11 protein-coding genes are annotated in these 12,802 nt (G+C 74.9%); 6 read left to right on the forward strand and 5 right to left on the reverse strand.

All coding sequences use genetic code 11. The features are described from left to right. Window positions 1–1,935, reverse strand: a complete 1,935-nt coding sequence (locus tag BM142_RS10515; protein ID WP_139228841.1) for a S8 family serine peptidase — start codon at window positions 1,933–1,935, stop codon at window positions 1–3. Between the two features lie 258 nt (window positions 1,936–2,193). On the opposite strand from BM142_RS10515, the gene BM142_RS10520 reads away from it, so the two are divergent. The 3 genes from BM142_RS10520 to BM142_RS10530 all read left to right on the forward strand — a co-directional run bounded on the left by BM142_RS10520 (window position 2,194) and on the right by BM142_RS10530 (window position 4,194). Beyond that, on the forward strand, window positions 2,194–3,012 hold the full coding sequence (locus tag BM142_RS10520; RefSeq protein ID WP_092197278.1) for a polysaccharide deacetylase family protein: 819 nt from the start codon (window positions 2,194–2,196) through the stop codon (window positions 3,010–3,012). 94 nt (window positions 3,013–3,106) lie between these two features. Continuing rightward, window positions 3,107–3,886: an SDR family NAD(P)-dependent oxidoreductase gene (locus BM142_RS10525; protein WP_092197281.1), complete on the forward strand. Its 780-nt coding sequence runs from the start codon at window positions 3,107–3,109 to the stop codon at window positions 3,884–3,886. 23 nt (window positions 3,887–3,909) lie between these two features. Further along, window positions 3,910–4,194 carry a hypothetical protein gene (locus tag BM142_RS10530; protein WP_254790758.1) on the forward strand — a complete coding sequence of 95 codons (285 nt, stop codon included), beginning with the start codon at window positions 3,910–3,912 and terminating at the stop codon, window positions 4,192–4,194. On the opposite strand, the gene BM142_RS10535 is transcribed toward BM142_RS10530, so the two are convergent. Then, window positions 4,169–4,828 (reverse strand): biliverdin-producing heme oxygenase, encoded by a 660-nt coding sequence (locus tag BM142_RS10535; protein WP_092197284.1) that lies wholly within the window; start codon window positions 4,826–4,828, stop codon window positions 4,169–4,171. The two genes, BM142_RS10530 and BM142_RS10535, sit on opposite strands and share 26 nt — an antisense overlap. 46 nt (window positions 4,829–4,874) lie before the next feature. Then, a complete protein-coding gene (locus tag BM142_RS10540) occupies window positions 4,875–6,002 on the reverse strand; it encodes a helix-turn-helix domain-containing protein (RefSeq protein WP_092197287.1) in 1,128 nt (375 codons plus the stop codon). Window positions 6,003–6,152: 150 nt separating this feature from the next. Between BM142_RS10540 and BM142_RS10545 the strand changes: the two genes are divergently transcribed. Both BM142_RS10545 and pruA read left to right on the forward strand, forming a co-directional pair. Continuing rightward, window positions 6,153–7,082 carry a proline dehydrogenase family protein gene (locus BM142_RS10545; protein WP_217640671.1) on the forward strand — a complete coding sequence of 310 codons (930 nt, stop codon included), beginning with the start codon at window positions 6,153–6,155 and terminating at the stop codon, window positions 7,080–7,082. Window positions 7,083–7,108: 26 nt separating this feature from the next. Further along, window positions 7,109–8,734, forward strand: coding sequence for an L-glutamate gamma-semialdehyde dehydrogenase (pruA, locus tag BM142_RS10550; protein WP_092197290.1), 1,626 nt, complete (start codon window positions 7,109–7,111; stop codon window positions 8,732–8,734). A 143-nt stretch (window positions 8,735–8,877) separates the two neighbouring features. Here pruA and BM142_RS10555 read toward each other — a convergent pair whose 3' ends face one another. Further along, a complete protein-coding gene (locus tag BM142_RS10555; RefSeq protein ID WP_092197293.1) occupies window positions 8,878–9,405 on the reverse strand; it encodes a DUF488 domain-containing protein in 528 nt (175 codons plus the stop codon). An 85-nt stretch (window positions 9,406–9,490) separates the two neighbouring features. Here BM142_RS10555 and BM142_RS10560 point away from each other — a divergent pair, with 85 nt between their 5' ends. Continuing rightward, window positions 9,491–10,693, forward strand: a complete 1,203-nt coding sequence (locus tag BM142_RS10560) for an MFS transporter (RefSeq protein ID WP_092197297.1) — start codon at window positions 9,491–9,493, stop codon at window positions 10,691–10,693. Here the strand turns inward: BM142_RS10560 and BM142_RS10565 are convergent. After that, window positions 10,669–12,717, reverse strand: coding sequence for a GDSL-type esterase/lipase family protein (locus BM142_RS10565; protein WP_092197300.1), 2,049 nt, complete (start codon window positions 12,715–12,717; stop codon window positions 10,669–10,671). The two genes, BM142_RS10560 and BM142_RS10565, sit on opposite strands and share 25 nt — an antisense overlap. Window positions 12,718–12,802: the final 85 nt, after the last annotated feature.

The raw sequence follows: 12,802 nt of genomic DNA on the forward strand, positions 1-12,802 counted from the left end.
TCACGCCCAGCCCGAGCCGGACCACGTGACGCCGGACCAGGTGACCCCGGACCACGTGACGCCGGACCAGGTGACCCCGGACCAGGTCACGCCGGACCAGGTGACCCCGGACCACGTGACGCCGGACCACGTGACGCCGGACCAGGTCACGCCGGACCAGGTCACGCCGGACCAGGTCACGCCGGACCAGGTGACCCCGGACCACGTGACGCCGGCCAGCTCGGCCTGCTCGACGACCGCGGCCTGCTCCTCGACGGGCATCTCGGCGATCACCGCGGCCTGCTGCGCGGCCGGCAGCTCCTCGATGACCTCGACCTGCTCCTCGACGGGCATCTCGGCGATGACCTCGACGGTCTCCTTGGCGCCCTCCTCGACGACCTCGGTGACGCCCTCGGCGATCGACTCGGCGGTGGAGTCCTCGATGGACTCGCCCGTCACGTCGACCTCACCGGTGACGGCCTCGCCGTCGACCTCGACGATCACCGACCCACGGGCCTCGTCCAGCGAGCCCGCACCGGTGGAACGCGCGTGCGTCTGCACGGCGTTCTCCGGCGTGGCGGTGTTCATCGCGGTGGCCAGGTCGATCAGACCCGCACCCTGCTGGGCAGCCGTCGCGCCGGGGATGGACTTGGCCGTCCCCGTGAGCAGGGCCTTGACCTCGTCCGGCGTGATCTCCGGACGCTGGTCGATCAGCAGCGCCGCGGCGCCCGAGACGACAGCCGCCGCCTGCGAGGTGCCGCTGCCCCGGAACAGCTTCTCCCCCTGGCGCGCACCCGGAGCCGTCTGGTCCAGGTACGAGTTCGGGCTGCGGAGGCTGACCACGCGCTCGCCGGGGGCGAGCACGTCGGGGTTGCGGGTGCCGTCGCCGTTGTTCGAGAACGAGGAGACGACGTCGTCGGCGGTGTCGGCCGTGCCGTTGGCGTTGTTGCTGCCGACGGCGATGACGTAGGGGTCGGTGGCCGGGTTGTTGACCTTGCCGAGGCCCTCGTTCCCGACGGCGACGACGACCACGACACCCGCGTGCCACGCCTGCTCGGCCGCGTAGGCCAGCGGGTCGAGCTGGTAGCTCTGCACGCCGTCGGTGCCGAACGACATGTTCAGCACGCGCACGTTCAGCCCGTTGTCGTCCCCGTGCTCGACGACCCAGTCGATGGCGGCGATGGCCTGCGAGACGTCGGTGTGCCCCAGCGCGTCAGCGACCTTGATGCTGACGATGCGGGCGTCCGGCGCCATGCCGACGTAGTTGCTCGAGTCGCCGGAGTACGGAGCGGCAGCGGCGTCGTCCCGGCCGGCGATGATGCCGGCCATGTGGGTGCCGTGACCGTTCGTGTCCAGGTTCTCCAGCGGGGTCCCGACCTCGAAGGAGAGGTCCGGGCCGAAGACCAGCTTGCCGGGCGCGGTGAAGCCGTCGACCGGGACGGCGCCCGAGTCGATGACCGCCACGTCGACGCCCTCGCCGGTGAAGCCCGCGTCCCACATCGCCGAGGCACCGGTGACCTCGTTGGCGATCGTGTGGAGCGAGCCGGGCTGCGCCGCCTGCCCCTGGACGTCGGTGCTCTGCAGGGCGAGGCTCGCGTTCTCGCTGACCGACCGGACGCCGGCGACGCCGCGGAGCGCGCCGATCCGGTCAGCCGGGACCTGGGCGGTGAACCCGCCGATGATCCCGAGCTGGCGCGTGACCGAGCCACCGAACGCCGACACCGCCCGCTCGGGGGCGTCCCCCGAACCGGCGGCCTCGCGCACGATGACCGACACCGGGTCGGCCGACGACGTCAGCGTGGCCGCGGACGCGGTAGCGGGGCCGGTGAGCCCTGCCGCCACGAGCGATGCCACGGCGACGGTCATCGCCCGCTTGGCGTGCATGGGTACCCCGCCCCAGGTGACGCCGTGACTCGGCGCCTCTGGAGGGTGTCCATGCAGGTTGCTGCTGCTCATTCCGTACACCTCCTTGGTTGTTCCGCACTTCCATGTGTGTGCGTCGTCCCTTCGGCAGGACGGCGGAGGTGCTGAACCACCGGAGGACGTCGGTGGAGCCGTTCCACTCACTCGGGTGACGTGTTGCAGCGAGGCGTACACGTCCGGTGAGGGCTTTCCGCACGGGCGGCGGCGTCCCGGGCGCGCTCGGCAGCGGGGCGGCGCGTCCTCCGAGTGGCAGCCGGACAGCGCCGGGCGGCCCGCCTACGGTCCGGCTGCATGGAGCGACGACGGTTCCTGCTCGCCCTCGCCGCGGGGCTGGCCGGCGCGGCGGTGGCGCGGGGGCCGGCCGCTCCGGAGCCGCCCGCCCCGGTGGCGGCGCCGGCGCCGCCACCGCCCGCTCCGGCGAGGGCTGCGCCACGGCGTCCCCTGCCGCCCACCGGGGTGGTGGAGGGCCTGCCCGGCCACGGCAACGCGCTGGCGCTCACGATCGACGACGGCACCAGCACCGAGGTCGTGGCCGCGTTCGCCACCTTCGCCGCCGAGAGCGGGACCCGGCTGACGTTCTTCCCCAACGGCCGCTACCGGTCCTGGTCGGACAACGCCGCACTCCTGCGGCCCCTGGTGGAGTCCGGTCAGGTGGCACTGGGCAACCACACGTGGTCCCACCCCGACCTCCGGACGCTGGACGACCGGGAGGTCGCCGACGAGATCGGCCGCAACCGGGACTTCCTGCGCACGGTCTTCGGCGTCCGCGACAGCCCGTTCTTCCGGCCGCCGTTCGGGTTCCGGGACGAGCGCATCGACCGGATCGCCGCCGACCAGGGGCACCCGACCGTCGTCCTCTGGGACGGCACGCTGGCCGATTCCCGGGTCCTGACGGCGGAGGAGCTGATGGCCGCCGCCCGGCAGTGGTGCACCGCCCAGCGGATCGTCGTCGGCCACGCCAACCACGCCACCGTCACCACGGTCTACGGCGAGCTGCTCGCCCTGATCGCCGAGCGCGGACTGCGCACCGTCACCCTCGCCGACGTCTGGGCGACCCCCGCCCAGCGACTGCGGGGCAGCGTCGCGGCCGGTCGCGCGCGCACGTCCTGACCCGATGCCGCCGACCTGCGGCCCGCCGCAATGTCGGACAGGCTGTGGGGGACGGGCAGTGGGGGACGTGGGAGCGACCGGGAGCGGAGGCGGGATGACGGACGAGGGTGCCCTGAAGGGCCGGGTGGCGCTGGTGACCGGCGCGGCCAGCGGGCTGGGCCGGGCGACCGCGGTGGCGCTGGCGGAGGCGGGGGCGCACGTCGTCGTCGCGGACATCGACGCCCGGGGCAGCGACGAGACGCGGACGAGCGTGACCGACGCCGGTGGGTCGGCCGAGGTCGTGCCCCTCGACGTGACCGACGACGAGAACCGGCGCGCGGTGATCGGCGACCTCTTCGACCGGCACGGCGACGCGTTCGACGTCCTGGTGAACGTCGCCGGCATCGACCGGCCGGGCTACATCACCGACATCGACCTCGACGACTACCGCCGCGTCCAGGCGGTGAACTGCGAGGGCCCCGTCTTCCTCACCAGCGAGTTCACCAAGCGGGTGCAGCACCTGCCCGAGGGCCGGACCGCCGACGTGGTGCACGTCGTGTCCCTGTCGGCCATCACGTCGGGCAGCGGGGCGATCGCCTACAACGGCTCGAAGGCCGGGTTCCTGAACGCCACCCGCTGCATCCAGCGGGAACTGCGCGAGAAGGCGGTCCGGCTGCCCGACGGTTCCGAGCGCCCCTTCCCGTGCCGCGTGCAGGCCGTCATCCCGGCGGCGATGGACACCCCGATGATGGCGCAGTGGGGGATCCCGTCCCACCTGATGATGCCGCCGTCGGCGGTCGCGGAGATGGTCCGCACCCTCGTGTCGCTGCACCCGACGAGCTTCGTGCCGGAGATGCAGATCGTGCCCCGGCTCGAGCCGAACTTCCCCCGGTGAGCCGGGGCGAGGAGGAGACCGCCATGAGCATGGCCGGACCGCACGGGAGCGACCCCGACACCGGCATGGCCTCCGGCTCGGACGCCGGCAGCGCCGGGAGCCACCTCGGGCCCGGTGACCTGGCACCCGACGAGGAGCGGCTGCTGGCCGCCCTGGAGCGCGACGCCCGCGGGCTGCGCGAGCCCTCGGTGGAGGAGTCGCTGCTGCAGCTGCGGGCCGCCGAGGACGAGGGCCCGCTGCCCGGCCGGGGCGGCCCGCCCGACGACGGGCTGACGCCGCGGTTCAGCGCCCCGGAGCTGGGCGACTGACCGGTCGGGGGCCTTCCCCGGTGGTCGCGGAGGGGCTCGCCGGGCGGCACCAGTCGGCCAGGGCCCGGAACGTCGCGCGGGCGGAGTCCACCACGGCCCCCTCGTCCCCGCCGGCGTCGACGCGGGCACGGGTGACCCGCCGGAACGCCGCCCACATGGCCCCGGTGTCGCCGCCGTAGGGCGAGAAGGCGCGGATCCGCACGTCGGCCAGGCGGGGGAGGGACGCCAGGTGCCGGTCGATGACCACACCCCCGAGCGTCGAGCCCTCCAGCACGTAGAGCCGGCCCAGGGCCGTGTCGGTGGAGCCGACGTCGGGCAGCTGCGGCCCGGCGCCCGCCGGCGTCCCGCCCAGGGCGACCAGATCGGCGGCGAAGAGCCCGGCCCGCCGGCGGCGCGGCCAGTCGGCGGCCGCGGCGTCGTCCGGGAACCGCCCGGCCCACCGGTCCAGGCCCTCCTCGGCGGCGACCCAGAACCCGTGCATCCGCGCCAGGACCGTGGTCAGCCGACCGCGCTGCAGGTCCGGGTCGAGCAGGTCCAGCGTCCGCTCCACGTCCTCGTGCTGCTCGGCCGTCCCGGTCCGCAACCTGCGCAGCACGTCGCCCCCGGCGCCCGCAGCGCTTCTCCCCGACCCCATCCGGCCGAGCGTAGGTGAGGGGGGAGCGGCCGTCCGGACCGGTCGATCAGCGCCCGGCGGCCAGCCGGGCGGCGCGCAGCGAGGTGTGCAGCAGCAGGCGGGCGCCACCGTCGGCGAGGTCCAGTCCGGTGAGCGCCTCGATGCGGGACAGCCGGTAGTAGAGCGTCTGCCGGTGGATCCGCAGCGCCGTGGCGGCCCGGGAGGCGCTGCCGGCGCAGTCGAGGAACACCTCGGCGGTCCCGGAGAGCACCGCGTCGGCGAGCAGGGGAGCGACGGCCGGATCGGGGCCGGCCAGTTCGGTGACCGGCCGCCAGGCGCCCAGCTCCGCCCAGTGGGCCACCGGGGAGAGGGCGGGCACCGCGCGCGCGACCCGCGCCGCCGCCTGCGCCTGCGTCCACTGGCCGGGCAGGCCGGCGACCCCGGCGCGCACCTGGGAGACCCCGGCGGTGCTGCCGCGGGGGAGCCCGGCCAGCGCGCCTGCGGCGAGCGCACCCGCGGGGCGGAGGTCTCCCGCCCGGTTCAGCGGGACCAGCGCGGCGGCCACCGGGCCTGCGGCGTCGTCGAGCACCGCGGTGACGGCACCGGCCCGCGGTCGCCGCCAGTGCGCGGGCAGGCCCTCGGGGCCGGGCACCAGCGCCACCAGCACGAGCGGGAGCTCGTCGCCGAGGGCCGCGGCGAGCGTGCGCAGGCCCTGGTCCCGGGTGGCGGGATCGAGCGCCTCGGCCAGCGGCCGGCCGAGGTCGTCCTCGGACCCGGGACGCTCGGCGAGCAGCCGGCCGGCCTCCGCGGCGAGGCCGACGGCCGCCGCGAGCGCCGGGTCGCCGACGTCGGCCGGGTCGATCCGGCCGCCGTCGAGCAGCCAGAGGTAGCCGTGGGTCCGGCCGTCGTGGCGTACCGGGATCACCAGCCGGGTGAGGATGCCGGCCGCCGGATCGGCCGGGGTGCGCAGCGGTCCCTCGGCGGCGGCGATGCCGAACGTCTCGAACCACGCCCGGGTGGGTGGCGGGGACCCGCGGGTCAGGATCGACCGCGTGCGGACGGCGTCCATCGTCCCCGCGGCCGTGTCGTCGTGCGCGCAGAACGCGAGCAGCGTGAAGTCGGCGTCCTCGAGGGTGACCGGGGCGGCCAGGACGCGCGAGACCTCGTCGACGAGCTCCTGCAGGTCGTCCCGCATGCGCCCCCCTCCCGGCCCCGGCGACGCCGCACGTCGCGCTGTACATCTGTATGAGAGCACGGGCCGAGGTTCCGGACATCTGTCCCTGGCCCTCCGGGGCAGGGGTGCCTAGCGTCGTGGCTGTCCGACGTGCCGCCCCCAGGAGGTCCCGTGGTCCTGCAGAAGACTCTCCTGGCGGCCTCCCGCCGACCCGGTCTGCGCCGGATGGTCACCGGGAACTCCGCGACCCGTCGCGTGGTCGACCGGTTCGTCGCGGGGGAGACGCTGGACGACGCGCTCTCCGCCGTCGAGGCACTGGCCGCCGACGGCGTCCGGGTGACGCTCGACCACCTCGGTGAGGACGTCACCACCCGCACCGGCGCCGAGCACTCCCGCGACGCCTACCTCGCCGCCCTGGAGGGGCTGGCCCGGCTCGGCCTGGGCGACCGTGCCGAGGTGTCGGTGAAGCTGTCGGCCTTCGGCCAGGCGCTGCCCGGCGGCCACGACATCGCCCTGGAGCTCGTCCGCCCGGTGGTGGAGGCGGCGACCGCGGCCGGCACCACGGTCACCCTCGACATGGAGGACCACCGCACGGTCGACTCCACGCTCGCCGTCCTCGCCGAGCTGCGCACCCAGCACCCCGGCACGGGGGCGGTCCTGCAGGCGATGCTCTTCCGCACCGAGGACGACGCCAAGGCGCTGGCCGTGCCCGGCTCGCGGGTGCGCCTGGTCAAGGGGGCGTACAACGAGCCGCCGGAGGTCGCGCACCGCGCGCGGAAGGACGTCGACGCCGCCTACGCGCGCTGCCTGGAGATCCTCATGGCCGGCCCGGGCTACCCGATGGTCGGCTCGCACGACCCGTCGATGGTGACCCGCGCGCACGAGCTGGCCGCCCAGCACTCGCGGGCCGCCGACAGCTGGGAGGTGCAGATGCTCTACGGCATCCGCCCCGACGAGCAGCGCCGGCTGGCCGCCGCCGGCACGCGCGTGCGTGCCTACGTCCCCTACGGCGTCGACTGGTACGCGTACTTCGTGCGCCGGTTGGCGGAGCGCCCGGCCAACGTCGGCTTCTTCCTCCGTTCCCTGCTCACCCGCTCCTGATCCACCCAATCCTGAGAGGTCCGATCATGGACGCCGTCACCCGAGTCCCGGCCCCCCGCAACGAGCCCGTCCTCAGCTACGCACCCGGCTCGGCCGAGCGCGCCGAGCTGCAGGCCCGGCTGAAGGAGCTGGCCGCCGAGCCGATCGAGCTCACCAGCACCATCGGCGGCCGCCGGCGGATGGCCGCCGGCGAGCCGTTCGACGTCGTCCAGCCGCACCGGCACGCCGCCGTCCTGGGCACCTCGGCGCACGCCACCCACGCCGACGCGCAGGACGCCGTCCGCTGCGCGAAGGAGGCCGCGCCGGGCTGGGCGGAGCTCTCCTTCGACGACCGCGCCGCGGTGTTCCTCAAGGCCGCCGACCTGCTGTCCGGGCCGTGGCGGCAGACCCTCAACGCCGCGACGATGCTCGGGCAGAGCAAGACCGCGTTCCAGGCCGAGATCGACGCGGCCTGCGAGCTGATCGACTTCTGGCGCTTCAACGTGCACTTCGCCCGGCAGATCCTGGCCGAGCAGCCGGAGTCCTCGCCCGGTGTCTGGAACCGCACCGACCACCGCCCGCTCGAGGGCTTCGTCTACGCGATCACGCCGTTCAACTTCACCGCGATCGCCGGCAACCTGCCCACCGCACCGGCGCTCATGGGCAACACCGTCGTCTGGAAGCCCTCGCCCACCCAGCAGTTCGCCGCGCACCTGATCATGCGCCTGCTCGAGGCGGCCGGGCTGCCCGACGGCGTCATCAACATGGTGACCGGTGACGGCATCCCGGTGTCGGAGGTGGCCCTGGCCGACCGCGACCTCGCCGGCATCCACTTCACCGGGTCCACGCCGGTGTTCCAGCACCTGTGGCGGACCGTCGGGGAGAACATCTCGAACTACCGCGGCTACCCGCGCATCGTGGGGGAGACCGGCGGCAAGGACTTCATCGTCGCCCACCCCTCCGCCGACGTCGACGTGCTGAGGACCGCCATGGTCCGCGGCGCCTTCGAGTTCCAGGGGCAGAAGTGCTCGGCGGCCTCCCGCGCCTACGTCCCGCGCAGCGTGTGGTCACGGCTGCGCGACGACCTGGTCGCCACCACCGAGTCGCTGGAGCAGGGCGACGTCACCGACTTCTCGAACTTCATGGGCGCCGTCATCGACCGGAAGTCGTTCTCCAAGCTGTCCGGTGTGCTGGACCGGGTGGCCGACGACGACGCGCTCACCGTCGTCGCCGGGGGCACCGCCGACGACAGCGAGGGCTTCTTCGTGCGGCCGACGATCATCGAGGGCACCGACCCCGGGCACGAGGTGTTCAGCACCGAGTACTTCGGGCCGGTGCTCGCGGTGCACGTCTACGACGACGCCGAGTACGACGCGGTGCTGACCCAGATGGAGTCGGTGGCCCCGTACGCCCTCACCGGCGCCGTCATCGCCCAGGACCGGGCTGCCATCGCCCACGCGCAGCGCTTCCTCCGCCACGCCGCCGGCAACTTCTACGTCAACGACAAGCCCACCGGCGCCGTCGTCGGCCAGCAGCCCTTCGGCGGCGGGCGGGCCTCGGGGACCAACGACAAGGCCGGCGCCCCGCAGAACCTGCAGCGCTGGACGAGCACCCGGTCGATCAAGGAGACGTTCGCCCCCGCGACCGGGCACCGCTACCCGCACATGGACTGACCCGAGCCCCTACCAGGTGCCCTGACCCCGCGCCCCGGCCAGGGCACCTGACCCCGCGCCGGGATCAGGTGCCCTGATCGTGGCGCGTCCTCCCTCCCGGTGGGCGGTGGGGGAGGACGCGCTGCGGTGAGGGAGGACGGCGGTCAGGTCCCCGCGGGCCAGCGGACGTCGCCGTCCACCACCACGGCGCCGTCGGCGGGGCGGTGCGGGGTCAGCCGGCCGTCGGGCATCAGGTGCGTGACCGGCACGCCCCGGCCCAGGACGGCGACGTCGGCAATCAGCCGCCGGTGACAGCGCCACCACACGCTCTCGCTGCACATGACGGCGACGGTCGTCCCGGCGGCCTCGGCGAGCACCTCGTCGAGGGCGGCGGCGAACTCCGGCGAGCGGGTGTGCGCGGCGTACGCGGCGAACTGGGCGACGGTCCACCAGCCGTCCTCGACCGGCTCGCCCCGAGGCAGCCGCCGCCGGCCGCCGAGCCGTTCCTCCCAGCGGTAGCCCACCCCACGGTCGGGCAGCCACCGCTCCAGGGACTCGCGTGCCACGTCCGGGTTGTTCCGGCTGGCAGGGAAGCGGCGGACGTCGACGAGGCGGCGCACCCCGGCCCCGGTGAGCCGGTCCCCGAGAGCCCCGCGGTCCTGCGGGCCGTGGCCGACGGTGAGCAGCGGCATCGTCCCTGCCTACCCGGTCGCCGGACGGCGCGTCCAGCGGCCCCGGCGGCGCGGGCGGCGCACGGTCCTTTGACATGCTTCCGGAGTGAGCGGGGGAACGGTGGACGCGCGGACGTCGCTGTGGCGCGGACGCGGCATGCAGGCGCTGATCGGGGTCACGGTGCTGGGCTTCGCCAGCTACTGCCTGACGCTGGCCTCGCTCCCGGTGTACGCGGTCACCGGCGGCGCGGCCGAGAGCACCGCCGGCGTCGTCACCGCCGTCTTCCTGGTGGTGACCATCGCCGTCCAGGCCGCCATCCCGGCGCTGACCACCCGGTTCGGCGTCGGACCGGTCCTCGTGGCGGGGCTGCTCGCCATGGGCGTCCCCTCGCCCCTCTACGTCCTGGACGACGGCGTCGTGTGGATCTCGGCGCTGTCGGCGGTCCGCGGAGCCGGGTTCGCCGTCCTCACCGTCCTCGGGGCCACGCTGGCCGCACAGGTGGCCCCGGTGGCGCGCCGCGGGGAGTCGATCGGCCTCTACGGCCTGGCGATCGCCGTCCCGAACCTGGTCGCCGTCCCGGCCGGTGTCGCCCTGGTGCTCGGCGACCAGGTGGGCTGGCTGTCCTGGCTGGCCGCGTCGCCGGTGCTCGGCATCCCGCTGGTGCCGCTGCTGGTGCGGTCGGTCGGCCCGCAGCCGGGGCCCGGGCCGGCCGGCACCCACCGCGCGGCCGTGCTGGCCGCCCTCGCGCCGTCGGCGGTGCTCTTCCTGGTCACGATGGCCGGCGGCGGCGTGGTGACGTTCCTGCCCATCGAGCGGCCCGACGGCGTCCTCGCCACCGTGGCCCTGCTCGTCTTCGGCATCACCGGGGCGATCACCCGCTGGCGGGCGGGCGCGCTGTCCGACCGGCTCGGCACCCGCCTGCTGCTGCCCCTGGCGCTGGCCGTGGCCGCCGTCGGGCTGGTGGTGACCGGGATCGGGCTCGGCACCGGGGACACCTGGGTGCTCGTCGGGGCGGCGGTGTTCGGGGCGGGCTTCGGCGCGACGCAGAACCTCACCCTCGTGGCCGCGTTCGTCCGGGCCGGCGAGGGCGGGACGACGACGGCCAGCGCCATGTGGAACGCCTCGTTCGACGCCGGCACCGCCACCGGGGCGCTGGCCCTGGGGTTCCTCGCCGCCGGGATCGGGCTGGACTGGACCTACGTGCTGGTCGCGGCGCTGCTGGCGGCGGCGCTGCCGTTGGCCTCGGCCGCTGCCCGGGTCGGGTCGTCCGTCCCGCAGGCGCGTCAGTCGTCGGCGGGATCGGGGTAGCGGGTGCTGCGGTACCGGCGCCAGCCGAAGAACCCAACCGCGAACATCCAGGCGCCGGCCGTGGTGAGCGCGGCGACCAGGCCCCAGAGGCGCCCGAAAGCACCCAGCTGCTGCAGTGCCCACGTGCTGCCGAGTGCACGGCACCCGTCCGGGCCCTCGTCGTAGACGCTGCAGTCCTTCGCGTCGCGCACGTCCTCGGACGCCTCCTCGACCGACGGTGCGTCGGGGTCCTCGGGGGCCGGGACCACGAGGTCGGGATTCCCGGCCAGCCACACCTCGAAGGTGCGGAGCATCGCCGCATGCCCGCGCTCGTTCGGGTGCAGGCTGTTGTGCGACCAGTTCATCGGGTTGAACCGCTGCTCGGGTGTCCCCTTCACCGATCGCAGGCCGATGAAGTTGATCCCGGGGCGACCGTCGTTGCGTGGATCGCACAGCTGCAGGTGGGCGTCCCGGAGCGAGTCGCGCATCCCCGACAGGTAGTAGAAGCCCGCCTCGGCCGCGGCCGCACGGACGCGGCCGTTGAGCGCGTTGAGGAACTGGGTGATGAACGTGCGTTCGTCGCTGCTCAGGGCGATCTCGTCGCACTGCACCGTGCGCCCGGAGCGGTCCTCGGCCGCGAGGGGGGACGGGTGGGGGATCGCGACGACCGGGACGCCGGGAAAGGCGTCGCGCACGTCCGCATAGGTCCGCCGCAGCTCCCGCTCGACCTCGTCGAGCCCCGCCATCCAGACGTCCCGCTCGTCGTTGCAGTCGCCCGGTGCCACGCACATCTGGCCGATGACACCGAAGCCCGCGTCGTTGCCGCCGATGCTGATGACCACCAGCGCGGGCTCGTAGTCGCCCTCGTGGGCGCGGTACTGGGCGAGCTGGGTGTCCACGTCGCCGACGTCATCCAGGGGGTCGGGGACGTCCTCCTGCTCCTCCCGCCCAGGTGCCAGTGGGGCGGCGTCGGCAGCGCGGACGTTGTAGGTGCGGGCGCCCGAGCAGGCGAGCAGGGCCACGCCGTCGAACTCCGGGCTCTGTCCGGCGAGAGCCGCCCACGCGCTGGGGGCGCGGCGGCAGGCGTTGCCACCCCCGTCGTCCGTGCCCTCGTAGAAGGTCCCGGCGCCCTCCCCGGACATGTAGGAGTCGCCGAGCGCGACCAGGACCTCGTCGCCGCCGGCCGGTGACCGGGGACCGGAGGACTGCTGAGGCGTGACTCCCATGAGCGCGACGAGGGCGAGCACGACGACGATGTCCGCCTGCGTCGAGGAGGCGAGCGCGACCACGAGGAGGGCGAGTGCGGCCACCGCGAGCAGCGCCCACGCCGAGCGAGCGAAGAGGAGCGTGGCACCGGCCGTGAGCGCCAGGACCGCCGCGCCCCCGACCACGGCGGCCCGCCGGCGCGACGCCTGGTCGGGTCGCTGCAGCCGGCGGATGGCCGTCTCCGAGGCGATGGCGACGCCGGCCGGGAGGTAGACCACGGCGACGAGCGCGAGGACGGCGACGACCGGCAGCGGCGCCCGGCCGAGAGCGACGCACAGCCCGATGCCGGCCACCAGGCCCGCCGCCGTCATCAGCGGAGCCACGAACCTGCGGGTGACGGCCTCCGCCCGCAGCCGGGCGATCATGAGCCCGACGAACAGGTAGAAGGCCAGCACGGCGACGAGGAGGAACGTCCCCCAGGGCAGGTCGGGCAGCCACGCCCAGCCGATGAGGGCGGTGGCCGCGCACGCCACCGTCAGGAGGGCGAATCCGGCGAGCCACCGGCCGCCGAGCACCCAGGCCTCGCCGTCCAGCGAGTCCGCGTACTGGCCGCGCACCCATACCGTGGCCAGGACGGCGAACAGCACGAACACGACGACCACCAGGGCGGGCGGCGCTCCTCCGCGGGCCGTCACGAGCAGGAGCGCCAGGCCGGCGAGGAAGGCCGTCGTCCGGCGTGACTGGAGCCGGCTGTGGCGTCCTGCCCCGGCGGCGGCACCGGCGCGACCGGGGACCGACGCCCCGCCTGTCCCGGCCTTCCGGCCGTCGGCACCTGACATGGGTCCCCCTCGGCCCGGCCCCCGCGAGTCGGCGCGCGGAGCGCACGCTAGGACCCGGGTCGCCCGCGGACAAGACGTTCCGCTG

This window comes from Blastococcus tunisiensis (genome assembly GCF_900112815.1).
Classification (GTDB): domain Bacteria; phylum Actinomycetota; class Actinomycetes; order Mycobacteriales; family Geodermatophilaceae; genus Blastococcus_B; species Blastococcus_B tunisiensis.